Annotated in this window: 25 protein-coding genes; 9 read left to right on the forward strand and 16 right to left on the reverse strand. The window is 53.4% G+C overall.

From position 1 onward, the window contains the following. Positions 1 to 7 precede the first annotated feature (7 nt). Positions 8 to 763: a metallophosphoesterase family protein gene (locus tag RHH81_RS02315; RefSeq protein ID WP_310743317.1), complete on the forward strand. Its 756-nt coding sequence runs from the start codon at positions 8 to 10 to the stop codon at positions 761 to 763. Here RHH81_RS02315 and lspA read toward each other — a convergent pair. Then, the gene (lspA, locus tag RHH81_RS02320; RefSeq protein ID WP_310743318.1) at positions 760 to 1,236 is read right to left on the reverse strand and encodes a signal peptidase II; all 477 of its coding nucleotides are present in this window, start codon (positions 1,234 to 1,236) and stop codon (positions 760 to 762) included. The genes RHH81_RS02315 and lspA overlap by 4 nt on opposite strands. Then, positions 1,233 to 2,312: an Mrp/NBP35 family ATP-binding protein gene (locus RHH81_RS02325; RefSeq protein ID WP_149820305.1), complete on the reverse strand. Its 1,080-nt coding sequence runs from the start codon at positions 2,310 to 2,312 to the stop codon at positions 1,233 to 1,235. The genes lspA and RHH81_RS02325 overlap by 4 nt, the downstream gene beginning before the upstream one ends. On the opposite strand from RHH81_RS02325, the gene RHH81_RS02330 reads away from it, so the two are divergent. From RHH81_RS02330 to RHH81_RS02340, 3 genes are all read left to right on the forward strand, one after another. Beyond that, complete coding sequence (locus tag RHH81_RS02330) at positions 2,311 to 2,523, forward strand: hypothetical protein (protein WP_302678745.1); 213 nt, start codon at positions 2,311 to 2,313, stop codon at positions 2,521 to 2,523. The genes RHH81_RS02325 and RHH81_RS02330 overlap by 2 nt on opposite strands. Further along, positions 2,520 to 4,127 (forward strand): glutamine-hydrolyzing GMP synthase, encoded by a 1,608-nt coding sequence (gene guaA / locus RHH81_RS02335; RefSeq protein ID WP_304941102.1) that lies wholly within the window; start codon positions 2,520 to 2,522, stop codon positions 4,125 to 4,127. Before RHH81_RS02330 ends, guaA begins: the two co-directional genes overlap by 4 nt. A gap of 61 nt (positions 4,128 to 4,188) precedes the next feature. Continuing rightward, on the forward strand, positions 4,189 to 6,066 hold the full coding sequence (locus RHH81_RS02340) for a hypothetical protein (protein ID WP_310743319.1): 1,878 nt from the start codon (positions 4,189 to 4,191) through the stop codon (positions 6,064 to 6,066). A gap of 67 nt (positions 6,067 to 6,133) precedes the next feature. On the opposite strand, the gene RHH81_RS02345 is transcribed toward RHH81_RS02340, so the two are convergent. The 5 genes from RHH81_RS02345 to RHH81_RS02365 form a co-directional block, all read right to left on the reverse strand. Continuing rightward, positions 6,134 to 6,892, reverse strand: a complete 759-nt coding sequence (locus tag RHH81_RS02345; RefSeq protein WP_302677228.1) for a ChaB family protein — start codon at positions 6,890 to 6,892, stop codon at positions 6,134 to 6,136. 102 nt (positions 6,893 to 6,994) lie between these two features. Beyond that, complete coding sequence (dnaB, locus tag RHH81_RS02350; protein ID WP_206200908.1) at positions 6,995 to 8,344, reverse strand: replicative DNA helicase; 1,350 nt, start codon at positions 8,342 to 8,344, stop codon at positions 6,995 to 6,997. 14 nt (positions 8,345 to 8,358) lie between these two features. Next, positions 8,359 to 8,817 (reverse strand): 50S ribosomal protein L9, encoded by a 459-nt coding sequence (gene rplI / locus RHH81_RS02355; protein WP_302678747.1) that lies wholly within the window; start codon positions 8,815 to 8,817, stop codon positions 8,359 to 8,361. A gap of 176 nt (positions 8,818 to 8,993) precedes the next feature. Next, complete coding sequence (psaJ, locus tag RHH81_RS02360; RefSeq protein ID WP_011058244.1) at positions 8,994 to 9,119, reverse strand: photosystem I reaction center subunit IX; 126 nt, start codon at positions 9,117 to 9,119, stop codon at positions 8,994 to 8,996. 36 nt (positions 9,120 to 9,155) lie between these two features. Next, positions 9,156 to 9,650 carry a Photosystem I reaction center subunit III gene (locus RHH81_RS02365; protein WP_206200909.1) on the reverse strand — a complete coding sequence of 165 codons (495 nt, stop codon included), beginning with the start codon at positions 9,648 to 9,650 and terminating at the stop codon, positions 9,156 to 9,158. Positions 9,651 to 9,966: 316 nt separating this feature from the next. Between RHH81_RS02365 and RHH81_RS02370 the strand changes: the two genes are divergently transcribed. The 4 genes from RHH81_RS02370 to RHH81_RS02385 all read left to right on the forward strand — a co-directional run bounded on the left by RHH81_RS02370 (position 9,967) and on the right by RHH81_RS02385 (position 14,730). Continuing rightward, positions 9,967 to 11,166, forward strand: coding sequence for an adenylate/guanylate cyclase domain-containing protein (locus RHH81_RS02370; protein WP_206200910.1), 1,200 nt, complete (start codon positions 9,967 to 9,969; stop codon positions 11,164 to 11,166). Between the two features lie 237 nt (positions 11,167 to 11,403). Next, positions 11,404 to 11,808 (forward strand): photosystem II complex extrinsic protein PsbU, encoded by a 405-nt coding sequence (psbU, locus tag RHH81_RS02375; RefSeq protein WP_302677231.1) that lies wholly within the window; start codon positions 11,404 to 11,406, stop codon positions 11,806 to 11,808. A 31-nt stretch (positions 11,809 to 11,839) separates the two neighbouring features. After that, positions 11,840 to 13,480 (forward strand): L-aspartate oxidase, encoded by a 1,641-nt coding sequence (gene nadB, locus RHH81_RS02380; RefSeq protein WP_206200912.1) that lies wholly within the window; start codon positions 11,840 to 11,842, stop codon positions 13,478 to 13,480. A gap of 41 nt (positions 13,481 to 13,521) precedes the next feature. After that, entirely contained in the window at positions 13,522 to 14,730 is a 1,209-nt protein-coding gene (locus tag RHH81_RS02385; RefSeq protein ID WP_206200913.1) for an MlaD family protein, read from the forward strand. 372 nt (positions 14,731 to 15,102) lie between these two features. Here the strand turns inward: RHH81_RS02385 and RHH81_RS02390 are convergent, their stop codons facing one another. From RHH81_RS02390 to RHH81_RS02405, 4 genes are read right to left on the reverse strand one after another with little or no spacing between them, the layout of a single operon-like run. Then, entirely contained in the window at positions 15,103 to 15,786 is a 684-nt protein-coding gene (locus RHH81_RS02390; protein ID WP_302677235.1) for a hypothetical protein, read from the reverse strand. Between the two features lie 10 nt (positions 15,787 to 15,796). After that, positions 15,797 to 17,626: a hypothetical protein gene (locus tag RHH81_RS02395; protein WP_310743320.1), complete on the reverse strand. Its 1,830-nt coding sequence runs from the start codon at positions 17,624 to 17,626 to the stop codon at positions 15,797 to 15,799. A 27-nt stretch (positions 17,627 to 17,653) separates the two neighbouring features. Then, the gene (locus RHH81_RS02400; protein ID WP_310453213.1) at positions 17,654 to 20,854 is read right to left on the reverse strand and encodes a tubulin-like doman-containing protein; all 3,201 of its coding nucleotides are present in this window, start codon (positions 20,852 to 20,854) and stop codon (positions 17,654 to 17,656) included. A 55-nt stretch (positions 20,855 to 20,909) separates the two neighbouring features. After that, positions 20,910 to 21,977, reverse strand: coding sequence for a hypothetical protein (locus RHH81_RS02405; protein ID WP_302677238.1), 1,068 nt, complete (start codon positions 21,975 to 21,977; stop codon positions 20,910 to 20,912). Positions 21,978 to 22,105: 128 nt separating this feature from the next. Between RHH81_RS02405 and RHH81_RS02410 the strand changes: the two genes are divergently transcribed. Then, positions 22,106 to 22,639, forward strand: coding sequence for a tetratricopeptide repeat protein (locus tag RHH81_RS02410; protein WP_206200915.1), 534 nt, complete (start codon positions 22,106 to 22,108; stop codon positions 22,637 to 22,639). Between the two features lie 109 nt (positions 22,640 to 22,748). Here the strand turns inward: RHH81_RS02410 and RHH81_RS02415 are convergent, their stop codons facing one another. From RHH81_RS02415 to RHH81_RS02435, 5 genes are all read right to left on the reverse strand, one after another. Further along, positions 22,749 to 22,865 carry a photosystem I reaction center subunit VIII gene (locus RHH81_RS02415; RefSeq protein ID WP_149820283.1) on the reverse strand — a complete coding sequence of 39 codons (117 nt, stop codon included), beginning with the start codon at positions 22,863 to 22,865 and terminating at the stop codon, positions 22,749 to 22,751. 50 nt (positions 22,866 to 22,915) lie between these two features. Further along, positions 22,916 to 23,383: a photosystem I reaction center protein subunit XI gene (locus tag RHH81_RS02420; protein WP_206200916.1), complete on the reverse strand. Its 468-nt coding sequence runs from the start codon at positions 23,381 to 23,383 to the stop codon at positions 22,916 to 22,918. A 162-nt stretch (positions 23,384 to 23,545) separates the two neighbouring features. Beyond that, on the reverse strand, positions 23,546 to 24,718 hold the full coding sequence (gene moeB, locus RHH81_RS02425; protein ID WP_206200917.1) for a molybdopterin-synthase adenylyltransferase MoeB: 1,173 nt from the start codon (positions 24,716 to 24,718) through the stop codon (positions 23,546 to 23,548). A 70-nt stretch (positions 24,719 to 24,788) separates the two neighbouring features. Further along, positions 24,789 to 26,141, reverse strand: coding sequence for a DUF3370 domain-containing protein (locus tag RHH81_RS02430; protein ID WP_310437965.1), 1,353 nt, complete (start codon positions 26,139 to 26,141; stop codon positions 24,789 to 24,791). A 9-nt stretch (positions 26,142 to 26,150) separates the two neighbouring features. Further along, the gene (locus RHH81_RS02435; protein ID WP_302678752.1) at positions 26,151 to 26,858 is read right to left on the reverse strand and encodes an SIMPL domain-containing protein; all 708 of its coding nucleotides are present in this window, start codon (positions 26,856 to 26,858) and stop codon (positions 26,151 to 26,153) included. Between the last annotated feature and the right edge of the window lie 67 nt (positions 26,859 to 26,925).

The following is a 26,925-nucleotide window of genomic DNA, read 5'->3' on the forward strand; positions in this document are numbered from 1 at the left end:
GACGAGAGTGGGCGATCGCGCCGCGTGGCCAAAGGACAATCGCCTTGTTCTCATTGGGGATGTCCACGGTCACTATGAAGGCCTGTGCCGTTTACTGGATCTCATCTCACCTCGGGTGGGCGATCGCCTGTACTTTCTTGGCGACCTTGTGGATCGCGGGCCGAGTAGTGCCGCTGTCGTGGAATTAGTGCGCCAGTGTGGCTATGGTGCTGTGCGCGGCAACCACGAAGACATGATGCTCCTCACCTTCGAGGGCAAACAAATCAATGCCGCGCGGCTCTTTGTCTGGTGCAATAGTGGTGGCGATGAGACCCTTGCCAGCTACACCTCCACAGAGTTGCTTTGGCAGCACCTCGACTGGCTGCACAGGTTGCCCCTTTATCAGGATTTGGGCAATGTGTTGATTGTCCATGCTGGTCTTGATCCCAGCCTGCCCTTAGCACAGCAAACCAGTAAAGAGTGCTGCTGGATCCGCGAGTCGTTTTTAAGCCACCCCATCCCCTACTTTGTGGATAAAACAATTGTGGTCGGCCACACGATTACCTTTACGTTTCCCAATGTCGAAGCAGGACAAATCGTGCGGGGTGCTGGCTGGATAGACATTGAAACCGGTGCTTATCATCGCCGCAGTGGTTGGTTGACGGCGCTGGATTGGACGAATCAATGGGTCTATCAAGTGAATGTCCTCTACGGCGGTACCCGCCAAGGGGAACTGGAAACATTCCTTGTGGATTTGGCAGATTTCTCTTGGAGCACGAGCTAGCGCTGGCGCCATGCCGACCACAAAAGACACGCAATGCCGATATTAATGGCAATATCCGCCACGTTAAAGACGGGAAATTGAATCCAGCGAAAATCCAAGAAGTCAACGACTTCGCCCGTGAGAAAGCGATCAATGCCATTGCCTAAGGCGCCACCCAGTAAACAGCCATAGCCCACTTGCTGCCAGCGATTTAATCTCGGACCGAGCACCGCCCAAGTGATCAGACCCAAGCTCACGATGAGAGACAGCCAGCGCAACCAGACACTGCCATTGGCAAAGAGGCTAAAAGCCGCCCCAGTATTTGTAACGTAGGTAATGTGAAAGACACCGGGGATAATGGGCGTTGTTTGCGGCGGCACTGTTAGGGCATAGGTGGCCACAATCCATGCTTTCGTCAGGCGATCGCTAATTAAGGCGAGGCCAGCCGCCCACCAAAAAAGGGGATTCTTGATCTTGAGCCGCTTACTGCTCATCCCACAGGACTAAGGGCGGCCACTGAGACCCGTGCCGCCACCTGTTGGGCGATCGCCCGTAGGGCTTGAGCCGAAGCAGACTGCGGATCCGCAATGAGAATCGGTTGACCCAAATCTCCCCCTTCCCGCACGGGCAATTCCAAAGGCACCTGTCCTAAAAGGGGTACACCCATTTCCGCCGCCAAGGCTTCGCCGCCCCCACTGCCAAAAATGTCATAGCGACGATTGGGCAAATCGGGGGGAATAAAGTAGCTCATATTTTCCACTAGCCCAAGGACTGTGACTCCCAACTGCTGAAACATCCGCAATCCCCGCCGTGCATCCCCAAGGGCAACAGGTTGGGGCGTTGTTACAATCACTACACCTGCCATTGGTACCGCTTGCGCCAGTGTGAGTTGGGCATCCCCAGTGCCGGGGGGCAAATCCACAATCAGATAGTCCAATGCGCCCCAATCGCTTTGGTAGAGAAATTGGCGAATAATGCCATTGAGCATGGGACCGCGCCAAATGACCGGCTGATCACGATCAATCAGGAAGGCCATCGACACCACTTTCAAACCATGAGCTACCGGAGGTAACAGGACATCGCCTCTGGCTTCCTTGCGCACTTCGACAATGGCATCCTCTAGCCCCAGCATCGTGGGAACATTCGGCCCATAGATATCCGCATCAATAATGCCAACGGCAGCCCCCGCTTGGGCAAGGGCAAGGGCTAAATTCACCGCAACGGTACTTTTGCCGACCCCCCCTTTCCCACTGGAGACGGCAATAATGTTCTTGACTCCTGCTACATCGGTGCGATCGGGCAGGCTCTTTTGCTGCGGCGTTTCAGCGGTAACCGCCACTTGCACATCCATCACCCCCGGCAGAGTAAAGACGGCCTTCTTGCAATCCTCGACAATAAATTCCCGTAGGGGACAAGCCGGGGTTGTCAGTACCAGTGTAAAGCGAACCGTGCCATCCTCAATGGCAACATCGCGGATCATGTTGAGTTCCACTAGCGATCGCCGTAACTCGGGATCTTCCACAGGACGGAGAACGGCCAACACAGACTCAACAGTAAGGGGGGCACTCATGCAGGTGATTCGTTACATTCGCTACTTAGATAGCGATCGTACCATCGTTGGGCAGATTCCTCCGCCAGCCACAGCAGCGATACAGCCAACGATGCAAGCCAAGACCGCTCTCAGACAGGATCACACCCCCATTTGCCTACACTATATTTCAGAAAAGGGCGGTATTCTGGAAAGTATTAGCCATTTGGGATCAGAAGGATTGCAACGTTGACTCACTCCACCCTCCACCAACCCGCCACAGCCGCCGGCCAAGGCCTGCAACGCCAACTTATTGTCATTCTTGATTTTGGGTCGCAATACTCCGAACTTATTGCCCGCCGCATTCGTGAGACCCAAGTCTATTCCGAGGTCATTTCCTACCGCACCACTGCTGAGCAACTTGCCCAATTAGCCCCCAAGGGCATCATTCTCTCCGGTGGCCCCAACTCCGTCTATGACGAGAATGCTCCCCAATGTGATCCAGAAATTTGGAACCTCGGCATTCCCATCCTTGGCGTGTGCTATGGCATGCAACTGATGGTGCAACAGTTGGGGGGAACTGTGGAGCGAGCCACCGCTGGCGAGTATGGCAAGGCAGCGCTCTTTATTGACGACCCCACGGATCTGCTCACGAATGTTGAGCAAGAAACAATTATGTGGATGAGTCATGGTGATAGCGTCACCGAGTTGCCCCCCGGTTTTCGCGTCTTGGCGCATACCCACAATACGCCAATGGCGGCGATCGCCCATCCAGAGCGGAAACTCTATGGCGTTCAGTTCCACCCAGAGGTGGTGCACTCCGTGGGCGGTATTGCCCTGATCCGCAACTTTGTCTATCACATCTGCGATTGTGAACCCACTTGGACAACGGCTGCCTTTGTCGAAGAAGCGATCCGTGAAGTGCGCGCCAAAGTGGGGAACAAACGGGTACTCCTTGCCCTATCGGGGGGGGTGGATTCCTCGACACTGGCCTTTTTGCTCCACCGCGCCATTGGCGATCAACTCACCTGTATGTTCATTGACCAAGGGTTCATGCGCAAAGGCGAACCGGAGCGACTCCTCAAGCTCTTTCAAGAGCAGTTTCACATCAAGGTGGAGTACGTCAATGCCCGCGATCGCTTCCTTGCCCAACTGGTGGGCGTCACAGACCCCGAAGAAAAGCGCAAACGCATTGGCCATGAATTTATCCGCGTTTTTGAAGAAGAGTCGCAGCGGCTAGGGCCTTTTGACTACCTTGCTCAGGGCACGCTGTATCCCGATGTCATTGAATCGGCAAATACCAACATTGACCCGCAAACCGGCGAGCGCGTAGCGGTGAAAATCAAGAGCCACCACAATGTGGGCGGTCTGCCGGAAAACCTGCGCTTTAAGCTGGTGGAACCCCTGCGCAAGCTCTTCAAGGATGAAGTGCGCCAAGTGGGGCGATCGCTGGGTCTGCCCGAAGAAATTGTGCGGCGGCATCCTTTTCCCGGTCCCGGTTTAGCGATTCGGATTCTGGGGGAAGTGACCCCGGAACGCCTAGAGATTCTGCGGGATGCGGATCTGATTGTGCGGCAGGAAATTAACCGCGCCGAGATGTACCACGACTTTTGGCAAGCCTTTGCGGTGCTGCTGCCGATTCGCACTGTGGGGGTAATGGGCGATCAGCGAACCTATGCCTATCCAGTGGTGCTGCGGTTTGTCACCAGTGAAGATGGAATGACCGCTGATTGGGCACGGGTGCCCTACGATCTCCTCGAGCGCATTTCCAACCGCATTGTCAACGAGGTGCCGGGGGTGAATCGGGTGGTCTATGACATTACCTCCAAGCCACCGGGAACCATTGAGTGGGAATAAATTTGCCAGAAAGGGGAGCGATCGGTTTAACTGGGAGAGATGGTGGTGTGAGTGATGTGGCATGAATGGCAAATGGACGCTGGCCCTTGGCTTTAGTGCAGGTGTATGGCTGCCCCTCGCGGCAACGGCGCAATCTAGCCCGCCCCAATGGCAAATTGAGGCTCGGCCAATAACTCACCCCACCTTTGAAGTGGCACCAACGGTGGAAGCACTGCCCCAATGGCAAGCCGTTCCCGAACCTAGGGGCGATCGCCCGTGGCAGCCAGCGACGCCAGAAGAACTGGCGCAACCCATTTTGCCCCCTGTAGCTGAGCAGGCACCGACACCCGTCATTGCCGAGGAACCCCAGTATCGCATTCCCCCCTTAATGCGTCCGCCCACTCGTCTCTTTAACTTGGAGACCGCCAATATCCTGCCGGAGCAAACCCTTGAACTACGGGGGGGAATTCGCAACTATGATCCCCAAGTGGCTGGGGGCGGCGGCGGTCTGCAAATTTTCTATGGCTCCATTGACTATGCGATCAATCATCGCTTGCAAGTGAGCTTTAGTGGCAATTACTACGACGATCCCTTGGGACGCTTGGTGAAGGGGCTACAGCCCGACCTTCAGTTTGGGGCGATCGCTGCTGGTCTCAAATATCAAGTGCATCGCGGCGAGAATCTATCGGTGGCTGTGGCTGGCTCCCTAGAGGCAGTACGGGTGCGATCGGACAATTTCCTCTTTGTGCCGGGTGCCGCACGAGCCGGAACGTGGACGGTTGCCGCCTCCTTGCAAGCGCCAATGACCTATTCCTTTAATCCCCAGTTGCAGTGGCACTTTACGCCCAACCTCACCTATTTTCCCGACACAGTGAACAAGGGAGGGGAATTTTACGGCACGAACTTCAACTTTGGCACAGGCATCAGTTGGCAGCCCCATCCTCGCTTTAATCTTTTTGCCGATGTCAATATGCCCGTCGGTCCGGGGGGCAATGCCGTGCGCAGTAGCGATGGCGCGATCGTCAACCTGCCCGTGTGGAGTGCCGGTGTGCGCTTTCTAGTGAACCCTTCAGTGAGTATTGATTTGGCAGCCACCAACGCCTTTGGCATTACACCTGCAAGTCGTACCTTGGCTTTTTTGCCCGGTGCGGATCAAGTGGGTGTCATGGCGGGATTAAGCTATACCCCCAATATGGGGCCTGATTTTGCGCCACCCTTTTTGCCCAGTTTTCGCAGTGGGCCTCGGCAACCCCTCACGGATCGCGATCGCCAGCTTTTACTCAATGGCCTCACCCTTACCTCCCCCAGCATCCTTGATCCGGGGATGCTGCACCTGCGGGGCAATAGCGGCACCACAGGAACCGGTTTTCAGGTGGGCTTTGGTCTTGCCTACGATGCCCAATTTGCCATTGCCATTGAACAGTGGGAACGCGGCGAAACCCTCATCGAAAACATCAACTACAGCGGTAACTTGCAGTTGGGGCTAGCAGCGAAGTTGCGTTTCCTCGATCAGGCTCAAGGGGATCCCTTTTCTTTGGCCTTTCAAGGCTCATTTAATCGTGGCATTAAGCAGGGGGGAGGTGGCAGTCGTTCCCTAGGCGGCTTGGAACTGGCCTTTATGTATGAGCCAACCAAGAATGTGGCACTCCTGTTGAATCCCAAGTTGGGCATCTTTAGTCCCAGCCAAAAAATCGTCGGTGGTGTGGGGGTCGGCCTCAATGTTGAGGTAGTCCGCAACCTCCAATTCATTGCCGAAGCCACGCCGGTCTTTGGGCAAACGGGGGTCTATAGTGCCGGCTTGCGTTACGTCGTGCCCCAGTGGGGACTAGGCATTGATCTCTATGGATCAACGGCAGTCGGCAGCAGTATTCCCAATGCAGGTCTTGTCGGTCAGGGGTCGCCGGGGGTGGGGGTCAACCTCCATTGGCTGTTTGGCGGATCGCGGCCACAGGAGAACTAAAGTCATGCAAACTCAATAGTTGTTAGTCCCCCCTCAAGCGCAATGAAGGGGAAGAAGGGGCTAACGCCTAACTGCCGTAGATGCCTTTATCATCCCGTTGGAAGAGGCGTTTGATGTGCTCCCACGCCTTAATGAGGGCATTTTTTTCATCGTTGGACTCCTTCAGCGCCTCGTTGTAGGCTTCGACAAATTTAGACTGAGCGGCCTCCGAGAGATCTGCGCGTACCTCTGGGGAAATATCCTCTGGCCCAGACAACTGCCCCTCAGGCTGACGCGGAATTTGCATCTCCGTAATGGCTGCCTCTTGACCGCCAGCGGATTGCAATAGGAGAAAAATCTCGCCGGCTTTGTCCTCAGGGACTTCAACGACCAGCAAAAATTCACCTGCCTGTACCCGCGTTTGATAAATGGCAGCTTTGTCCTGCGGCATCCCCAAGGAAATCAGTGCGGATCCTAGGCCGGCGCCCAAAGCACCATAGAGCGCACCACTGGTCGCCCCCAAAAGGGCAGCCGCCAGAGGGCCAGCAGCAGCCACAACGCCAATAAAAGGAATAAACAGAACGCCGACTCCGGTCAGCAAACTCAGCAGTGAACCAAACACCGAGCCATAGAGGGCACCCGTGGTGACGCCATCCAAAATAATATCTTTCTTAGTAATAAATCCACTAATGCGGGCTTCAGACTGAAAATTGCGGCCAATGATTGAGATATTTTCCTTGAGCACACCGCGATTCAAGAGTCGTTCGATCGCCTCTTTGACTTTGGCCTCTTCCTTGAAGGTGGCCGAGACACATTTTGTTGCTGGTTGAGCAAAAGTCGTACGCATTGATGGGTTTCCTCATCAGGACATGACCCCAGTATAGATACGAGCAATTATCGTTGACACCGAACCTCCAAGGTGAGGAAACAGAACGCTCTCCCCACTCGACTAATCGCGGGCAAGGTTTTCAAAGCGAGTGTATTGGGGGTCAAAGAGGAGCTTGACGGTGCCCACTGGGCCATTGCGGTGCTTGGCAATCAGGAGTTCACAAATGCCGCGATCGGGGGTGTCAGGGTTGTAATATTCATCGCGGTACAGCAGAATCACTAAGTCGGCATCCTGTTCAATGGAGCCGGATTCGCGCAAATCAGACATCAGGGGGCGTTTATTTTGCCGTGATTCAACACTGCGGCTGAGTTGGGAGAGGGCAATGACAGGGACATTGAGTTCCCGCGCCAGTCCCTTGAGGGAGCGGGTAATTTTGGAGAGTTCCTGCACCCGACCTTCGGTAGTTTCTTCGCCACCCATTAGTTGCAGATAGTCAATCAAAATGAGGCCGAGGCCATTGGGATGCTCGGCATGGAGACGACGGGCAGTGGAGCGAATCTCCCCAAGGGTGGGATTGGGAGTGTCGTCAATGTAGATGGGCAGTTGCGAGAGAATACCGATCGCCCGACTTAGGGGTTCCCACTGGTGTTGGCTAATGCGCCCTGCGCGCAAATAGTTGCTGTCAATGCGGGCTTCGCTGGCAAGGAGACGTTGCACCAGTTGCTCCTTGGACATCTCAAGGCTGTAGATCGCCACCCCCAGATTATGAATTTCGGCAATGCGACGGGCAATCTGTAGGGCGATCGCCGTCTTGCCCATTGAAGGACGACCGGCAATGATAATCAAGTCCGATCGCTGGAAGCCTTGGGTCATGTTGTCCAGATCATAGAAATTGCAGGATAGACCCGGCTGAATATGACCGATCGCCCGCTGCTCCAATTCCGTAAACGTGCGGGTAAGAATTTCATCGGTGCGGGTCAATCCCTGCTGAATCCGATCCTGCGTCACACTAAAGATCTGCTGCTCGGCCTGATCCAAGATCACATTCAATGAGAGGCTGCTATCGTAACCCAGCTTCACCACATGGGTACCGGCTTCAATAAGCTTACGGCGCAGGTATTTTTCCTTGACCAAGAGGGCGTAGCGATCGATATTGATCGCGCTCACTGTGCGCTCGACCAGTTCCGCCAGCTTGGTGTGCCCCCCAACTCGTTCCAATAGCCCCTGATCCTGTAGCCAAGCGGTAACGCACAGCAGATCCGTGGGGCTGCCGCGACTGTGGAGCGAAACCGCTGCCCGATAGATCTCGCGGTGGGCACTGAGGTAAAAGGCCTCAACCGGCAAAATATCCACCACGCGGTTGATGGCTTCCGGGTCTAAGAGAATACCCCCCAAGATCCACTCTTCCGCTTCGAGGTTCTGGGGGGGAATCAGTTGGCTATCGGGCTGAAAACTTGGCTCCTGAACCATCAAGGAGGCTAGCCCTAATCGGCAACGACTTGGATATTGAGTTTGACACTCACTTCGGGGTGAAGCTTGATTTCAGACGTGTAGGTGCCCAATTTGCGAATCTCCGGCAGAGTTATTTCGCGACGATCGATGGTTTCACCCGTAATCGCTTGAATCGCATCGGCCACATCTTTGGGTGTAACGCTGCCAAAGAGCATATCTTTTTCGCCCACGGGCATTGAGATGGTAATGGTGGCCAGTTTTTCGAGGGTGGCTTTTTGTTTTTCAGCAACGCCTTTAAGTTCGGCGAGCCGCTGCCGTTCTTTTTCTTGGAGCCGCTCTACGCGCCGCAGGGCACTGGGGGTTGCTGGCTCGGCAATCCCTCTTGGAAATAGGTAATTACGGGCATAGCCGGGGGCGACTTCGACAACTTGACCCATTCGCCCGAGTTTATTGACGGTTTCATTCAAGACAACTTGCACCCGCTTTGCCATGGGGATCCTCTTTCATTGAACTGGATGGGTTAACAGCAAGCGTCAGCGCTGGTGGCTACGGCTGCTATTTTAGGACAAATAAGTATTCTATAGCCTCTCGGCAGCAATTGCGACAAAAAAAGGGCAGAACGCTGTTCCACCCTTGTACCGAGTTTGTTCCAAAGTTAAGGGTTCACTTAGAGGGGATGGAAGAGCAAGTCGGGATAGAAACGATTAAACTCAATCAAAATCCCAGCGGTAATCGTCATCCAAATGGCGGCCAGCACGGGCGCGGTGGAAAGATAGGTCAAAAAGTGTTTCATGGTACTCGTCCTTATGACAGTCAACAAACAGTGAAGCTAGCGAGGGGAAACGGTGATTTCGTTGTCTTTGGCGGTGAGTTCACCCGATGCCAGCTCCTTGAGGGCAGCCAATGGCCAAGCAAACCCCGTGAGCATGCATTTGATGGCAAGGGGCACATCAATAATGATTTCTTTTTCATTGGCCTCACCGCTGTTGCGCACAGCAATCAAGTAGGCGCGACCCACCCAGCCAATCCAGCCGGCAATGTACAGGAAGAGCACACTGGGAATGAGAAAATCACCGGCACGGCTGAGGCGACCATCCACAACGAGGTGGGGCAAACCATCTTGGCCGCATAGGGCTTGGCTGTAGCGCTCAAACCGTTTTTGACCGGAGGCGGGATCAGCGGTGGTATTCACAGCAGCGGCAGCACGTTTTTGAAAGGCAGGAGAATCTTTGCAGGGGACGAGTCCTGCCACATCAGCGGCGGCTAGAGGGGTAAAACCTAGCCACAGGGTCAAGACAAGGAGTAGGGCTAACAATCGACGCATGGAGTGTTGTCCTCAAATGCAGACAGGTCAAAGTGCATTCACGGAGAGAGCAATCCCTCCCAAAGCTGCCATCATTTTAGCGGATGGGCTTCAACCCAACCCTAGGGGAAAGGTTAATAATTTTTACGAGGGCAAATGCTGACTAATGCTTCCTCTGGCGATCGTTCTATGGTTGATTGGTGCTACCGCACAAACTGCATCTATTGAGCCAGACAAAGCTCCTTTGCTAGACTGGATCTATTGCTGGATTTGACTTTGAAACATCTACACATCGGTGGCGCTGGGGGGAGAGCTGACCCACGGTGATTTCGCAACCATGAAAAGTGTTTCTCCTATTTTACCCCCCATGGATGCTGACCTGACCTTTAACTTGCCCGACCAAAAGATCCTCGAGACCTTACCTGCCCAACAGTTAGTGGCGATTATTTTGCGTCAGCAGCAAATTATTAATCAACTCCGCCATACCCTCTCGCAGATTCCCGGCGCCCCTGAGGTCGTTCACCTTGAGACCCCACCCCCCTCAGAACCCCATCTGGCACTGGTGAGTGAGGACACGGTTTGTTATTTTCCCTTGACAGGGGGGAACTGCTGGACCATTGGCCGCAGTGAAGACAATTCCATTGTGCTCAGCGATCGCTGGATGTCACGGAACCATGCCATGATTCAGCGCATGGGACAGGGGGAGTTTTATCTCATTGATCTCGGCAGTCGCAATGGCACGTTCGTCAATGGTCGCCGCGTCAGTATTCCCGTGGCCTTGCACAATGGCGATCGCATTACCTTTGGCCAAACGGAACTGGACTTTTTTAACGAACCCTTTGCCTCCCTATTTGCCGAAAATGCCACTCTGTCTTTGCCTCAATCCGAAGGCTCCTCCACAGCACTGCTCCATGTCCGCCGCCTGTTGACGGTTCTGGTGGTGGATATTCGTGACTTTACCAAGCTAACGCGGCAACTCGAAGAGGAGCTACTGTCGGAGCTAATTGGCACGTGGTTTCATCGGGCGGGCGAGATTATTCGTCAGTACGGCAGTTGGGTTGATAAGTACATTGGCGATGCGGTCATGGCGGTTTGGATCCACGAAAGCGAGGAGATTGGCTATCAAGAAATTTGCCACACCCTCTCTGCCTTAGAGGATTTACGGCTGATGACGGGAGAACTGCACCAGCACTATCCCTTGCCGTGGCCACTGCGCATTGGTTCTGGTTTGAATACGGGCTATGCCATGGTGGGTAATACGGGGAGTGGCGATCGCCCCGACTATACTGCTCTGGGAGATACCGTTAACGCTGCCTTTCGCCTTGAGAGTGCCACCAAAACCATTGCCGCTGATCTGGCTATGGGGGCAACCACCTACCACTACCTTGTGCAGTCTTGTCCAACCGTTGTCCCCTTTCGACCCCAAGTGCTGAACCTCAAGGGCTATGATGCTCCTGTACCCGCCTACGTGGGCAGCTTTGATGACCTCCATCGGTTTCTTGCCCAAGCCATCAAAGGTAGGGACACCCTGCACTAAACACCTGAAAAAAGGGATTAAGGGACGGCCTCCCTCTGATATTATTGAATCACCTGTAGGGGGCAGTCTAGACATCAGTCTATTGTGGGCGTGATGCCTCAGTTTCCTCTGTCACCCTGCTGGCGATCGGCTACCGCCGCCTGCGCTCGCTGTGCGATGTGGTCAGTTCTTTGCTTTGACTCTTAATGAACCGCTGTTTTTTGTAATGACCTGTGAGATTTGGGAGGTAAAGGAATTATGCAACGTTTGGGCCGCTGGCTAGCACTGGCTTACTTCGTGGGCGTTAGCCTGTTGGGCTGGATCAACTGGAGTGCCCCAACCTTGGCGGCAACTGCATCCACCGAGGAAGAACTGGTCAATGTGATAGATGAGAAACTTGGCACTGCCTATGGTGAAAAAATTGACCTTAACAATACCAACATTGCCGCCTTTATTCAATACCGGGGGTTATACCCAACCCTAGCTAAGTTAATCGTTAAAAATGCCCCCTACCAATCCGTTGAAGATGTCCTGAATATTCCCGGCTTGACGGAGCGGCAAAAGGAAATTCTGCGGGAAAACTTGGATCACTTTACCGTGACCGAGGTGGAAACGGCTCTCGTTGAGGGTGGCGATCGCTATAATAATGGGCTATACAAATAACTACCCTCATTAGATCAATTTTGGGTTAGCGTTGACTCCCGCAACTTCTGGATTTGATGTCTTAATCATTGGCAGTGGTGCTGCGGGTCTCAGTGCTGCCCTTGCCCTTCCCCCTAGCTATCGCATTGGCCTGATTACCAAAACTGACCTTCGACAATCTGCCAGTGGCTGGGCACAAGGTGGTATGGCTGCGGCCATTGACCCGGCGGATTCTCCCCTACTCCATGCCCAAGATACCCTTGCTGCGGGGGCTGGCCTCTGTGATCCAGTGAGTGTCCAGTTTTTGGTTGAGCAGGCACCGGCACAGGTGGAGCGGCTCTTGGCGATGGGGGTAGCTTTTGATCGCGTGGGCGATCGCCCGGCTCTGACCCTCGAAGCGGCTCATTCTCGTCCTCGGGTACTTCATGCCGCTGACACCACAGGTCAAGCCCTGATTACAACACTGCTCGAACAGGTCACTGCTGCACCCCATATCGCGCTTCTGCCCAATAGCTTTGTCTTTGATCTGTGGCTAGAGTCGGGACGATGCTGTGGGGTGTGTCTGTTGCGTCAGGGACAACTTCAGTGGCTGCGCTCGGGGGCAGTTGTTCTCGCCACAGGGGGCGGCGGTCAAGTTTTTGCCCAAACCACGAATCCCCCCTTAAGCACTGGCGATGGTGTGGCAATGGCATGGCGGGCAGGAGCACACATTCGGGATGTCGAGTTTTTCCAATTTCATCCCACCGCTCTTGCCGTTGAGGGAGCACCGCGATTTCTGATCAGTGAAGCAGTGCGCGGTGAAGGGGCACATCTCATAGACCACACAGGGCATCGCTTTGTGGCGGACTACCATCCTGCTGGCGAGCTGGCACCACGGGATATTGTCAGTCGCGCCATTTACCGTCACCTTCAGCAGAGCCATGCCCCCCATGTCTGGCTGGACTTACGACCGATTTCTCGCGATCGCCTGCACTACCGTTTTCCGAAAATCATTGCTGTCTGTCGGCAGTGGGGCATTGATGTTGAACAGCAACCCATTCCCGTGTCTCCAGCAGCCCATTACTGGATGGGAGGAGTCGTCACCGATTTACAGGCCAAGACCAGCCTTGCCGGCCTCTATGCCGTTGGTGAAGTTGCCAGTACTGGTGTCCACGGTGCCAATCGCCTTGCGAGTAACTCCCTTTTGGAATGCTTTGTCTTTTCAGCTCAACTGGCACATCTGCACCCTCAGCCCCTTCCCTTGGCGGTGTCCCCTGTTAGCCAGCAAGCCCTTGAAATTGAGCCAGTGAGTTTTCGGCAGTGGCGCCAAGATCTGCGGGAACTCCTGTGGCAAAGTGCTGGCATTTGTCGCGATGCTCCCACACTGATGGCCGCTCTTTCCCAAGTGAAAGAATGGCGCCAAGAATTGCTGGCTCATCCGATTGCGATCGCCCTTCGTGAACTCAACCCCAATCACTGCTATACCCTCAGCAATACAGCCGCCCAGACAACTCTTTGGGAATGGGGCGAGCTACGCAATCTCTTGGACATTGCCTACTTAATTCTCAAAAGTGCCCTCTTTCGGGAGGAAAGCCGCGGAGGCCACTACCGTCAAGACTACCCCCAACCCGATCCCAATTGGCAAATGCACACCCTAATTTGGGGAGAGCACTGGCAAAAAGCGGCAATTCAAGGCGTCCAGAGTAAACTATAGTTGCTATAGATTCCAAAAATTTTTTGCGGTGATCTATCCCTATGATGCAGTCACGGCGTGTGCAGGAAAGTTTGGTGGGTCTGGTGATCCTTGCGGGCTTAGCCACATTAGGGGTCGGCCTACTCTGGTTGCGGGGCAACCTTGCCGGTACCAATAGCTACACCCTTGAGGTGGAATTGGATACAGCACCCGGCTTAGCGGTGGGGACACAGGTGCGCTATCGCGGTGTCCAAGTGGGTCGCGTCACGGCCATTGGGTTTGACGCCAATGGTGTCCAAGTGAGTGTGCGCGTCAATAATGTGTTGATTCCCCGTAGTGCTGTACCGGAGATTCGCCAGTCGGGCTTTATTGGTCAGGCTTTCTTGGACTTTACCCCCAAGGAGCGAGTACCGGAGATTCCCGAGGGCGTCACTGCCTTTGCCCCCAAGTGCCAACCAGACTTGATTTACTGCAATGGCGATCGCGTGACGGGCGTCCGAACAGCCAGCCTCGAAGACCTCATACGGGCAGCTACCCGCTTTACCCTAGCGCTGGAAGAATCAGGGATTATCAATAACGCCAATACCCTCATTCTGGGCGCAACCCGCACCGTCAATCGTGCCGATCAATCCCTGACGAAGGTGACCACTGCCCTCGATAGTTTCAACGCCCTCAGTAATGAAGCCCGTGCTGAACTACGGAACTTTAGCACAGCCTCGCAAGCGGTGACCCGTGCGGCCAACCAGATCAGTGAAATGGTTGAGGTCAACCGCAACACGATTAACTCCGCCTTGCGCAACATTGATGGCGCGGCCCGCGATCTGAGAACCACGCTTCATGCCCTTCGTCCCCTGACCAAGCAGCTGGAGCAGGGGGAATTATTGGCCAATTTGGATGCCCTCATTAAAAATGGTGCTGAGGCAGCAGCCAATCTCAATAAAGTCTCTGGGACACTGAGCAGTCCTATCATTATGCTGTCGATCGCCCAAACCCTAGATGCAGCACGGGCAACATTTATCAATGCCCAAAAACTCACGAATGACTTGCTCAAACTCACGGGCGATGAATCGTTCCAGTCTGATTTGCGACGCCTCATTAAAATCCTCAGCCGCCTACTGGCTTCGAGTGAGGAGCTTGAGCAGCAATTCTTGGCACTCCATGCCACTTCCCTAGGAGAAACTCAGCCACCACCCCCCAACCCTGCCCCGAGTCCAAGTGTGGCTGCGACGCCCCCCAAAGAGGAAGAAGCTGCCGTGACCAGTGATCCCTAGGTTGGCAATTGGTTGAGCGGGCGGTTTCTGTGCTACCCATACAGGTAAAGCGCACTTCGCTACGACGACGGGAAACATCTGGATTGCGGTTTACTGGTGCGAGTTGACCATTGAGCCAGTAGAGCTGCCCCGCAGAGTAGGCGCGAAATTTCAGGCCAGCCAGTTTGGGTTGTTTTGCTTGGGCCTTGCGCAGTTCGTTGGCGATCGCCAGTGCCCGCATCAGACCGAGATCAGCATTCGAGCCGGGGGTCAAGCGGTTCAATGTATTACTGGCTGCCGCCTGCTCTAGCAAGGCAAGGATTGGCGTTTAGTACAGCCCTTTTCCAAAATATCCCGTGCCCAATCCCGACGTAAAAATCCGTAACGTTGATTTTAACGAGCTGTTCGGGTTTCTCCTGTGCGGGTAAAGCGCACTTCGATACGACGCCGGGAAGCATCTGGATTGCGGTTCGCTGGTGCGAGTTGACCATTGAGCAAGTAGAGCTGCCCCGCAGAGTAGGCGCGAAATTTCAGGCCAGCCAGTTTGGGTTGTTTTGCTTGGGCCTTGCGGAGTTCGTTGGCGATCGCCAGTGCCCGCATTAGACCGAGATCAGCATTCGAGCCGGGGGTCAAGCGGTTCAATGTATTACTGGCTGCCGCCTGCTCTAGCAATGTATCGAGATTACTGCCACTGCCTTGATTGGGCTGGCCGTCGGTATGGCCAATGATTTCCACGGTGTCAATACCATACTTTTCACGGGTATCCATAACCATTGAGGCTAAATTTACCCAAATGTATTGGCGAAACGGTTCAGAGAGTTGCGCACTGCCCGCAGGGAAACGAAATTTTTCATTATCTGGAATAAAGAGAATCGGCGGCGGTCCTTGGACAGTCTGTTGGGTTTGAAGCTGTTTTCTCAGTTCATTCACTTGTTTTTGATTAACAATCATAAAAATCATCATGAAAAACGTGATTAAGCTCAAAATCAGCAAGCTGCCAGACATCAGATCCGTGTAGGACATCCAAGGGTTGAAGTCCTCTGATTCCTGTTGCCAAGAGCGACGGAGTGGGCGCATAGACAATTACCTAAGTTTGCGTGGGAGCGGGTGTAATTTTTTGGGAGAGAGTCACCAAGTTGCCATTGATTTGCTCAAGGGATTGAACGGCTTTGGTCATTGATTGGCTAGAGTCTTGGCTGTGTTTCTTCAATTGGCTTAACTGCTCGTTGACCACTTGGGTAATTTGATCCGTCACTTGCTCTAGGCACTTCTCAAGGGCTTTGATCTGGCTCTGGCGATCGCCATCGCTTGCGGAGCGTTGCTTGCGATAGTTTTCAAAGCTATTTCTGAGAGTTGTTAACTGGTCGGTGAGGGATTTATATTGCCGATCCAACTGCTCTGTGACACGGGAAATTTGGTTTGCGGCTGTACTCAGTTGTTCGACATGGGAGGTATTCTTCCTCAAAAGAGTGAGCAACTGCTCTTGACTGGTTTTGTTCTGCTCAATAATATTGGACACTTCCGTGCAAAACTTGCTAACACCAAAACGCACTTGCCGCAGTTCCTCATTCCCTTGGAGGAGGTGTTGGCCAACATCATTACTAAGTCGCTCTATAGAGCGCAGCATCGTTAGGAGTTCCTGTTGATTTTGGCTCAGGGTATTTTGTGATCTTTGGGCGATCGCCAGCAGTTCCGTCAGTTGATCTGCGACTTGTGCCAGTTCCGTGGACTTCTGCGCCACTTGCCGATTCACCTGCTCAATCTGGTTGACCAAGCCCAAAACCATGTCGTGAATATGTCTAAAGGTGGTCGTGGTGGTGCTGAGATCGCTGGCAATTTCCTCAAAATTCACGTGGGTGCGATTGACCCGCTCTAGGGTTTCTGAAACCTTGGTGGTCAGGGCAATCACTTGACTATTCAGTTCTTGCGATCGCGCCGCCGCTGTCGTCAACTGATCAATAAACTGCGCAAGTTGCTGTGTTGCCGTACTAAATTTCTCCGCAAACTCGCTATTTTCCAATGTCTGCACTGCGGTCTGAAAGATATTTGCCCCAGACACAAGATTGCCCGCTGCGTTATCGATTCTGGCAAAGACCCTCTCCGCTAGCTCAATATTCCTGCTGTACATTTGCCTAAGATTGGCCAATTCCCGCTCGAGGGGTTCTCTAATTGCGCTAGTGACAGTTTCATGGAAGTTCTCTAAAAAGATAGAAAAGTTGTCATCAATGGATTTAATCAACCGTCCAGTGGGGTTTCGTTGTTCACTAGCTAGTTCATGATCCAGATACAGTTCTACAGCTGTGAAAAAGTGCCGCCGTGCCAAAGTGGTATTCCAAATAGAATTGATAAAGGTTAGCAAAATTCCCAGCGAAAGGCTGACCAAACTCGACACAAAGGCCAGCGCCATTCCCCGCAGCGGCTGACGGAACCGAGTGAACAATTCCTGAATCACAACATTCTGTTGGGCAGGATTTTCCCCTTGAAGGGCAGAAATATCCAGTGTTCCCAAGTTGTCGATGATGCTAAAGACATTGATCGTGATTCCCAAAAACGTGCCCAGCAACCCAATCGCAATCAGTAAGTTGGGGGTTACCCGTGTCAGGTACTCAATTTGTTCTAGGGACATGCCCCACAGCCGTTCTTGGCCAAGCATGTAGTCCACCAAGGTAACTGTATTGATCTCGTCGTACTTTTCTAAGCAGCGCGTCATCCGCTGCCGCAGGTTCTGAATGAGAACGGGCGCTTGTGTCGTCTCACTGGCCACAGCCCACTGCCAGCGGATAAACTCCATTAACCGTAAAAAAAGGCGCCACCGCAGCACAGCACTCATAAAGGCAATGAGGATCGGCGTGCCAATAAAGAGTTGGAGGATGGGCGAACCCTGCACCTCTTCTAGAAACAGGCTAAACAGCTCCATTCTTTTTACCTCAGGGAAAACAATGCGTTATTGCTCTAGTTTGTCTTGATCATCCTCATCTGCCGCGTCAACATCTTGTTGCTCAGGGGGTGGTGACTGATTGAGTAGGCGATCGCTCCGAGTTGTACCCGAGGTCAATGTTTGGCTCCAGCGATCCTCAATGCGTTTGTCCAGTTCCTCAATCAACTCCTCAAGAATGCCCTTTTGGGCAATCTCCGTGAGGCCTTGAATCTCTGTCCCTGCCACAATTGGCACCATGGCAAAGTTAATGTGATCGGGTGAGTAGGCGCGAATTTCCTCAATGAGTGTCATCACATGTGGCCGATAGTCCTTTTGCCATTGCGGGGGATTACTCACTAGAAGCTCAATTACCCCATTCAGTTGTTGGTGAAGGACATCTGTTAATGTCATGGTACGTTGATCTTGGTTGCGAATCTGCACCCAAGTTAATTGATCAATAACGACTGACCAATCATTCCCAAAGGTAATTTTCCTGCCCTTGTTTTTAGGATCAAAGACAAGATTATCGCCCTCTAGGGCAAACATTCTCAAGCCGAGGCACTTAAAGAACAGCTCCTGCACTTCCCGCACCACTTCTGGCGGGGGCGGCAAAATATCCGTGAGCGTAATCGTTTTATTGGTATGCAGGGCGTCAAAATTGCCCGCGTCGCCTCGGTTTTCGTAGGCATACTGGAAATTCTTGGCCGTCAAATCATTGATCAACCGCAGGGGAAAGCCGGCATACTCCGTCATGAAAATCACTTGATGCTGTTCTGACGCCGGCAATTGCACCCGCTGTGCATTCCCCAGTATCCCTGTTTCCGTCAGCAGTTGGGTAAAGGCCTGCACATAGGCATCCTCTGTGGGGGGTTGGTGATAGGCAATGAAGACCGTTCGCTTATGGGGGGCGTTGTTAAAATAGCCGTCATTAAGATTCAGAGGCAGCAGAATGTCCGACTGATTCTTCAGCGATGTTAAATACGCAATCAACTGCTCGCGGCTGCCCATTTCCATAAAACGCTGAATTGCCGATCCCCGCAGTGCCAGCATCAAGGTCGAAATCCGTCTGTCCACCACTTGATCAAGGGCAATGGGAACTTCCGCTGTAAACTGGGGTTTGAGGAAGCGTTCTAAGCTCGGTGGCGCCTCTGTGCTGACAACCACTGCTTTTTGAATCACCTCAGTAGAAAGCTGTTCCAGAGCCAAGCGCCGCTCCCCTTCCTTGGGGGGCAACACCGCATTAATCGCATTTTCGGTGTCTTGGGGATTGACAATGGGCAAGCCAATTCGCTCTTGAACATTGACTTCCGAGAGCTTTTCACCCCGCCGTTGCAGTACGAGGATATTTTCTTGGATGAAGTTGCGTAACTGCACCAACTGGGCAATTTTTTGATTCGTAAATACAATCAGGTCTTCTGTAGCCACCCGGGCTTGACGACTCACCTGCGATTGGTAATTTTGGCGAGCGAGGGTCAGCACTTGATCCACAGCCACCCGAAAGGCAGTTTGAATTTTTGCCGTTTTGCCAAAGGGAAGAAGCTGCCCCTGAATTGCCTGCACCTCATTTTGCAGTTGGGTAGTGATATTGCGCAGTTCCGCATCAGCATTTTGGGGACGATTCGCCTCGTATTGAGCACGGACACGCTCGAAGTTAGTCTTGAGTCCCTGTAGCCAGTTAATGGCATTGTCGAGGCCAAAGAATTGGTGATCTGGTTGCAGGATTTGCTCTAGAAATTTTTCAATACTGGCTTTGATGTCATTGGTCACGTCTGACGTGTGCTCAACAATTGGCGTGAGCCAAACCCCCCGTTCTTTGCTGTTCTCTGCAGGGCGCACATAGTTCAGCAGTGCCATGGCATTCTGGGGAAATTGCGTTTTTAACAGATCTTGTTGCCCACGGGATTGGGCTGCACTAATTTGACTATATTGATCGTTGCGCCAGCGTTCTAAATTGGCACTTAGCGTTCCTCCCTGCACGGGGACTTTTTCTAACCGTTGTTTCAGCAGTTGCCCTAGATCATCCGTCCCCCAGTCAAATTGACTTGTATAGAACTGCTGCATTTGGCTGTTAGTGGGGGCTTGACCAAGACCATTTTTCCAGAACTCTAACACTTGAATTTTGATTTGGTTGGCGGCCAGCAAATTGATCTTGTCTTGGGGGAAGTAAATGCTCGCCAGTCCAGTGGCCATGTAGCGCTGGCGATTTGGGCGGGGGTGTTTATCGTATTCTTCGGTGGCATCAATGGAACGCAAATTGTCACGGGCAGAGATTGCAGCGGCAGCCGTCGCACTACTACTCAAAAAGAGGCAAATTTTCTGAGCAATGGTGTTGGCGATTTTGCCCTTGGCGTTGGGATCCGTTGGGGGAATGATGAATGTGCCGCCGGGGGTGGCGTTGGACATCAAGTAGATGTAGTCGTAGGGCGGGCGAGACTCCCCTAGACGGCGTTCGCCGGGGTATTGGGCATTAAAAATGGTGCCCTTGCGGGTGTAATAGTCCAATTCCTTGAGGGCAGCGTAGCAGTTGGCCTTGACGACATCGTTGCCACCGTAGAGATCGGGACTGACGACAAAGTAGCCGTAGGTTTCAAAGTTGGGCACACTTTCGGCAAAGAGCCGCCGCAGAATGTAGCCGATATCGAGAAACAGGCCGCTACCGGTACCGCCGCACAGGGAACCCGCCACAAAAACCCGTAACCCCGGCCTGACTTCGATGCCACGGGCAATCAGGGCACCCGCATCAGCACCAACCACACGGCCATGGGCTAAGTTCAAGGTTCTCACCACCCGATCATAATTTTTGAAGAGGGCAAAACGACCCACTGCCCTCACGGCACCTGCTCCCTGCTCAATGGCGCTGAGGTTGCGAATCAGTTGATCGGGAAACCATTCAAGGATATGGTCGTCGGAATTTTGCACATAGGTATTTTTTTTCCGCCGTTCGTAGTTCTGCTTAAATTCATTGACTTCGTTGAGGGAAACGCGGATATGGACTTCCTCAGCCGGGGTAAATTCAATGCTTTGGCCTCGGTAACTGGGAATGGGCCCCCCGCGATCGGTATCAATTTGCACAAAACTGACGATGGGTAGATCGGCCAAGGAACCAAATTCTTCAATGATATTTTGGCGAATGCGTACCAGAACATCTCGCCCGGTGCCCCCTAGCCCTACGCAGATAACGGGCATAACGGTCAAATTATTGTTTTCTGCGGTATCTGTGGTAAACATCCAGCCCCCTATGAGTCTGCTGCTAAACGAAAGAGATCAACCTTAAGGAATCACTTTATAGGGTTATCCTGATGATTTTATCCTTGTATGCAAGGAGAGCAAAGCTACGCTGTTTAGGAATGGTGATCGAGCCAAAGATTGGCTGACCATCACAGGTGAGTTCTCCTGATTCTAGGGCATGAATGATCAGGTTTTGATCTCGCCGTTCAAGGATGGCGATCGCCATCATACTGGGCAAAGGCACCACCAAGAACGTACCAGCGACACTACCGCCGACACCAATTTTTTGGCCATGCTTGAGGGCAAAGCGATACTCTTGATCCCCCACCTGAACAGTGACAGACCAAGGAATTTGCTGCCGCAGCCAATGCACAGCGAACCACAAGCCAGCCCCAAGAACCAACACCCCCAAGACACTCGCCAGCAGAATCTGCCACCCCAGTTGTCCCCGAAGATAGGCGTCCACTAGACAGATGTCGCCGCCGCCGGGTTTAGGGGTACAAAATTCCTGCACTGTGGCTGGCACATCGACAACGGTTAGCTGAAAGTTGCCGGGCTGAATACTGCGCTGCTGCATTGGTAGAGCCGCAAACCATTGGCTGCGCTCTTGGGCTTCTGGGGTATCGGCTAGACCACAGACACTATTGGGGACTTCTATCCATTGATCCGCTTGCCCTTGGGGAAGGTTGAGGGGAGCATCCGTAATCCAAATCACCGACTGGTTTTTGATCGGTTGCTGATTGTGGAGGCGGTCTTGGTTGAGTTGCGCCAAATAGCGATAGACAAAGAGTTCGGCACACATAATATCGGTACCCTGCTCAGTGCCGGCATTCATGGGCACCGCTTCTAAAATTTTGGGAATATCCACAGACCCTTGGTATTCAAAGACCACGGGCGATCGCACCGTCATGGCAAAGGGCAGAATATGAACGGTGTCCCCCTTGGTTAAGGTTTTTTCAATGATCTGCCGTAGGTGGAGCCGCCCTGGATCATTGAGGCCGACACTTTCCGTGAGGTCGATCGCCAGCACCACATCCCGACCGCCCCAACGCCCAACCCACGCCAACCCGTCCTTTTGCTGGGGGGTGAGGGGACGATTGCCGGGAACCACAGGTGGATTCATAGTCAGTGGCTTAAATTGCGAGATTTCTAGGGTTAAAGGGGTCGCCTCTGTTTATCATAGACCTAAGGAATAAATGCGTAGAGCCTCAATTTTAGAATGATCGGTTGTTACTGGGGATACGACTTACCATGGAGAATGCCTTACCTGCGGTTTATTTAAGTGTGTTGATTATTCTACTCGGCGTCTCAGCTTGGTTTGTGGTCAAACAAATCCTCAAAACCCGCCGCATTGAATCTACTTTGGCACGCCTGCAACGAAAACTCAAGCAGGAACCAGGGACCACTCAAGAATACTTTGAACTCGGCAGCATCTACCTGACAAAGAAACTGGCCAGTCAAGCGATTCCCCTGTTTCAAAAAGCCCTGAAGGCGGCTGAAAGTGAAGGTGAAACCTATGTGGCTCCCATCTACAATGCCCTTGGCTATGCCTATTTCATGCAGGAGCAGTATGATCTCGCAATTCGCCAGTACAAGGAGGCTCTGAAAAATCAGCCTGAGTACATCACGGCTGCCAACAACCTAGGCCATGCCTATGAGAAAAAGAATCTAGCCCAGCCAGCCCTTGAGGCCTATCAGCACACCCTGAAATACGACCCCAACAATGCGATCGCCCAACGGCGGGTGAATTCCCTGAAAAAACGGCTGAGTGGCGCGGCGGCTTGAGGATCCCTCGTCAAGCAAAAACTGGTTAACAATAAAAAACTGGCTAGGACATTCCCCAACCAGTTCGCAATTCACTCTGTGTATTTAGCTGGATAAGCTACCCCTCGGTTTAGGCGTCTCCTTCGATGTAGAGGAACAGCAACCCCATCACCACCGTGGGCATCAGCCAGCACACCACGGGAATAAAAATCCAAGGCAAAAAGGATGCAGCGTAAGATCCCATCATAATCAGCGGTTCTCCTTCTGGGTGATCAAAAGTAAAGTGTGACCAAGACCCTAGTTAAAGAGGCCGGTCATGATGCCATCCACAACAGCAAAGTTTTCGAGGAGGAAGAAGGCAACAAAGGCACCACCCATAGCCCCCACAAAGAAGCCAGCCGTAAACTGACTCCAACCCTCACCGGTTTTCAGGGGATCGCTGCTGCTGCCACCCTTTTGAAAACTCACAAGGCCATAGGCAGCTAGGCAAGCTGTGGCAATCAAAATCAGGGCGATACCAGAAATTAAACCGCCCAAGTTGGCCACATCGGAATCCCGCAAGGGACCGAGCTTGACCCAAGGACCAATGAGAAAGTAGCCATGGGCCATCCCTACTTCTAGCCCCCGCAGAATGGGCGAGAGGCCTTGACGATAGGCGGGGAGATTGCCAATAAAGGTCTTGACTAGGCCAGAGTCAGAAATGGGTGTAGATAGGTGACCGATAAAGGGATCACCATTGTATGGCTTAACCAGTTCTTCTGCCATGATTTTTATTTCCCTAGCATTCCGTCATGTCCGCGCACAGGCACGAACCTAAGTGGTTATTCTAGGCAAGGGCGGGCGATCGCGCGAGAGAGAGCGTTCATCTCTTTAAGAAAGTTCATGTATCGCAACATCCCCTTACGCAGCCCCGCCCTCAAGTTGGGGTTAGTAGGTGGGTACGCTGGGATCGACTTCCTGACTCCAAGCGTTGATGCCCCCTTTGATATTGATCCCCTCAATGCCAGCCTGTTTCAGTATGCCCAAGGCTTTGGCAGAGCGACCCCCCATCTTGCAGTGCACCAAGAGGCGATGGCCATTCACCAGATTGCGGATTTTCTCCACACCGGGGCCATTTTCAATCTCCGAGAGGGGAACGAGTACAGCGCCGGGAATCCGAGCAATTTCGTACTCGTTGGGGTTGCGCACATCCACAAGAACGTAATCTTGGGCACCGCTGTCCATGAGGGCTTTGAGTTCCTGGACGGTCATTTCGGGAATTTCTGCCATTTGGGCGGCCTCCTGTGCTTTGGCTTGGCGAATACCACAAAATTCTTCGTAGTCAATGAGCTTGTCAATGACTGGCCGTTCGGGGTTTGGGCGCAGCTTGAGTTCACGGAATTTCATCTCTAGGGCGTTGAAGAGCAAGAGGCGACCACTGAGGGTTGTGCCTTTGCCAAGAATAATTTTAATCGTCTCCGTGGCTTGGATGACGCCAATAATACCCGGCAGAATCCCAAGAACGCCCCCTTCCGCACAGGAGGGCACTAGGCCCGGTGGCGGCGGTTCCGGATAGAGATCACGATAGTTGGGGCCGCCTTCATAGTTAAAGACCGTGGCTTGGCCCTCAAAGCGAAAGATGGAGCCATAGACATTGGGCTTATTCAGGAGCACACAAGCATCGTTCACCAAGTAGCGGGTGGGGAAGTTATCGGTGCCATCCACCACAATGTCGTAGTCCGCCATAATCTCAAGGGCATTGGCGGCGCTCAAGCGAGTTTCGTAGAGATCCACTTGGCAGTAGGGATTGATCTCAAGGATGCGGTGCTTCGCCGATTGAATTTTCGGCTTGCCCACCCAAGAGGTGCCGTGGATCACCTGCCGTTGCAAATTGGAGCTATCCACCACATCAAAATCTACAATGCCAAGGCGGCCAATACCGGCAGCGGCGAGATAGAGCAGCAAAGGCGATCCCAATCCACCCGTGCCAATGCAAAGCACGCTGGCAGCTTTGAGGCGTTTTTGACCCTCAACACCCACCTCTGGCAAAATCAGATGGCGGGAATAGCGTTCATAGTCGTCTTTCGTGAGTTCAATCGTAGAAAGGTCTGGATTTAGCATGGTAGCCCTTCATAACAAATGCGGCTGATCTAACCCGATCAGCAAGGGTGAGGGGATTTTCTTATTTTACTTAGGGGCGCGACAGAGGATCTGCCAAGGTTTCAATTGTCAACACTTGCGGGGGGGTGGCATCCGGCGGATAGAGCAGGGTGAACTGTACCCAGCGGATTTCTTGGGGTTGTAGCGTGAGCCGCACCAGATCGTCCCCCTGCTGGCCTTGGCGTTGGACAAGGTGAATGATCCGACTTTGGGGGGTGCCTTGATCATCGCGGAAGCGCAATCGGACACTGCCTCGGAAAAAGATGCGGTTGGGTGGTTCAGCAAAGAACCGTAAGCCCCTGGCGGGGGCGTCGAATTTGATGGGGGTTTGGAGGGCAAGGCGCAGGGTCTGGGGGCGATCGCTGGTGTTTTGTAGCGGTAGCACCAGATCATATTCAATGCCATAGTTGCCATGGGCAGCATAGGCCGTATCGGGATAGCGCACCACGAGGGGAGCCGTTTGCACTTGTCCTGTGCCCAAGCGCCCTGCCACTAACGAACTAATGGGATAGGAGAAGGCGGTCCCCGCGGCGGGAATCGGAATTGGTTGTTGTTGGGGATTGTGCCAGCGGGAGCCAAGGGCGACACCCGCCACTCGGCCATAGATAATGCTGCCCCCTTGATCGGGGGGGGTGGGGGCGCGATCGCGGGGGGTGACCAATTCCCCTGCCGTCAGTGTCTGCTGCCATTGCTCTAGGGTCGGCGGTTCATTGCCAAAGCGGGCTAAACTGGCGAGGTAGAGGTTGCCACTACTGCGGGCACGAATCAGCAGCGAACGGCCATTGAGGGGGGGGTCGAGTCCCTTGACCGGAATCGGTAAATTGGCGATCAGGGCATAACTGCGCGGGGGAATCATGATTTGTGCGGGCCATCCCGATTGCCGCCGTTGTCGCAAAATATCCAGCATGACGCGATCGCCCGGACCAGCAAAAACTTGGCCGAGATCATTGGCCTGCTGATTGGGCAGAGGACGAAAGGGCGCATCCGGCTGACTCAAGTAACTGGCGGCATGGATCAAATTCACCGTTACCGGTTCAGAACTGGGGTTGTAGGCGAGAATCCCTAGGTAGAGGGTCGTGAGATCCTGTGGGTCGAGGGGCTTCGCAATATGGTGGGCAAAAATATCAAAGCGATCGCGAAAAGCAAAGTTCAAGTGGGCACTAGGAGTTGCTTTGCCCTCTGGCGGAAATGTGGACAGGAGAATCCCTGATCGCTGCACCACCTCTGGGCTATTGCTATTCAACACAGGCACCTGATCAAGGGCACCCGGTAAAGGGAGCACTTTTTGCGGTTTTTCAATTGTTGCCGGCGCCTGAGCTAGCACTGGGGAAATGACAACCAAGGCCGCACCGCTCGCCAACCACCAACGGAAATCAACAGACATTACCGAGACCTAGTAGCTCATTTGCAGCGTTACACTCGCCTCTACCTGTAATTCCCCGGACACCACAGGGGTGCTATCGGCCATGTTTGCTGCGCGAACGGCAAGGGGTCTTGGCGGGGGTGCCGCCTGATTAATTTGAATGCTCACCACTTGGCGCGGTTGGAGATTGAGGGCACTGAGTACCGCTTGGGCTTGACTTTGGGCATCTTGGGTCGCGCGCTGCAGGGCAGTGCGTTGGGCAGCGGCAATCGTCGCCTCTGGTGCGGTGAAGCTAATATTGTCAATCGTGGTTGCGCCAGCTTGGACAGCAGCATCAAGAAGGGGCCCCACGCGATCGCTAGCAATGCGAAAACTCACCGTATTGCGCCCGATATAGCCCACCAGTATCCGCTGATTGTTGGTGTACTGATAATTGGGACTGAGGCTCAGCCCCGTGGTTTGCAGTTGACTGACTTCCCGTGCCCGCAGAACCGCCAAAACGGCATTGGCTCGCCGCGCCACCTCTTGCTGTACCTCTTGAGCCGTGCGACCTTGCACCTCGACCCCTAGGCTGACTTGGGCAAGAGTTGCTGAAATGGCTTCTGTCCCTCGACCTGTAACCGTCAGGGTACGTTGGGCTTCTTGGCTCACGGCGGGTCGCTCAGCAACCACCACAGATCCCCCAACAAGAAGCGCGGCAAGACTGAGGGTATAAAAAGGCGTTAACGGATGTTTCACAGCGGTATTCACCACAGCTCAGCAAAAAACTCATGAACCTTGTTTCTCTCCAGACCGCCTCCCACTC

It is taken from the genome of Thermosynechococcus sp. PKX95, assembly GCF_031583295.1.
Lineage (GTDB): Bacteria > Cyanobacteriota > Cyanobacteriia > Thermosynechococcales > Thermosynechococcaceae > Thermosynechococcus.

Excerpts from the sequence above, each read along its gene's own strand:
- RHH81_RS02370 (WP_206200910.1), top strand. The coding sequence starts at position 9,967 with ATGAAAAGTGTTTCTCCTATTTTACCCCCCATGGATGCTGACCTGACC.
- rplI (WP_302678747.1), bottom strand. The coding sequence starts at position 8,817 with ATGGCAAAGCGGGTGCAAGTTGTCTTGAATGAAACCGTCAATAAACTC.
- RHH81_RS02400 (WP_310453213.1), bottom strand. The coding sequence starts at position 20,854 with ATGTTTACCACAGATACCGCAGAAAACAATAATTTGACCGTTATGCCC.
- RHH81_RS02340 (WP_310743319.1), top strand. The coding sequence starts at position 4,189 with ATGAATGGCAAATGGACGCTGGCCCTTGGCTTTAGTGCAGGTGTATGG.
- RHH81_RS02410 (WP_206200915.1), top strand. The coding sequence starts at position 22,106 with ATGGAGAATGCCTTACCTGCGGTTTATTTAAGTGTGTTGATTATTCTA.
- dnaB (WP_206200908.1), bottom strand. The coding sequence starts at position 8,344 with ATGGTTCAGGAGCCAAGTTTTCAGCCCGATAGCCAACTGATTCCCCCC.
- lspA (WP_310743318.1), bottom strand. The coding sequence starts at position 1,236 with ATGAGCAGTAAGCGGCTCAAGATCAAGAATCCCCTTTTTTGGTGGGCG.
- RHH81_RS02345 (WP_302677228.1), bottom strand. The coding sequence starts at position 6,892 with ATGCGTACGACTTTTGCTCAACCAGCAACAAAATGTGTCTCGGCCACC.
- psaJ (WP_011058244.1), bottom strand. The coding sequence starts at position 9,119 with ATGAAACACTTTTTGACCTATCTTTCCACCGCGCCCGTGCTGGCCGCC.
- RHH81_RS02330 (WP_302678745.1), top strand. The coding sequence starts at position 2,311 with ATGCAGGTGATTCGTTACATTCGCTACTTAGATAGCGATCGTACCATC.
- RHH81_RS02325 (WP_149820305.1), bottom strand. The coding sequence starts at position 2,312 with ATGAGTGCCCCCCTTACTGTTGAGTCTGTGTTGGCCGTTCTCCGTCCT.
- RHH81_RS02430 (WP_310437965.1), bottom strand. The coding sequence starts at position 26,141 with ATGTCTGTTGATTTCCGTTGGTGGTTGGCGAGCGGTGCGGCCTTGGTT.
- RHH81_RS02390 (WP_302677235.1), bottom strand. The coding sequence starts at position 15,786 with ATGCGCCCACTCCGTCGCTCTTGGCAACAGGAATCAGAGGACTTCAAC.
- RHH81_RS02365 (WP_206200909.1), bottom strand. The coding sequence starts at position 9,650 with ATGCGTCGATTGTTAGCCCTACTCCTTGTCTTGACCCTGTGGCTAGGT.
- RHH81_RS02395 (WP_310743320.1), bottom strand. The coding sequence starts at position 17,626 with ATGGAGCTGTTTAGCCTGTTTCTAGAAGAGGTGCAGGGTTCGCCCATC.
- RHH81_RS02385 (WP_206200913.1), top strand. The coding sequence starts at position 13,522 with ATGATGCAGTCACGGCGTGTGCAGGAAAGTTTGGTGGGTCTGGTGATC.
- moeB (WP_206200917.1), bottom strand. The coding sequence starts at position 24,718 with ATGCTAAATCCAGACCTTTCTACGATTGAACTCACGAAAGACGACTAT.
- RHH81_RS02420 (WP_206200916.1), bottom strand. The coding sequence starts at position 23,383 with ATGGCAGAAGAACTGGTTAAGCCATACAATGGTGATCCCTTTATCGGT.
- RHH81_RS02415 (WP_149820283.1), bottom strand. The coding sequence starts at position 22,865 with ATGATGGGATCTTACGCTGCATCCTTTTTGCCTTGGATTTTTATTCCC.
- RHH81_RS02405 (WP_302677238.1), bottom strand. The coding sequence starts at position 21,977 with ATGAATCCACCTGTGGTTCCCGGCAATCGTCCCCTCACCCCCCAGCAA.
- psbU (WP_302677231.1), top strand. The coding sequence starts at position 11,404 with ATGCAACGTTTGGGCCGCTGGCTAGCACTGGCTTACTTCGTGGGCGTT.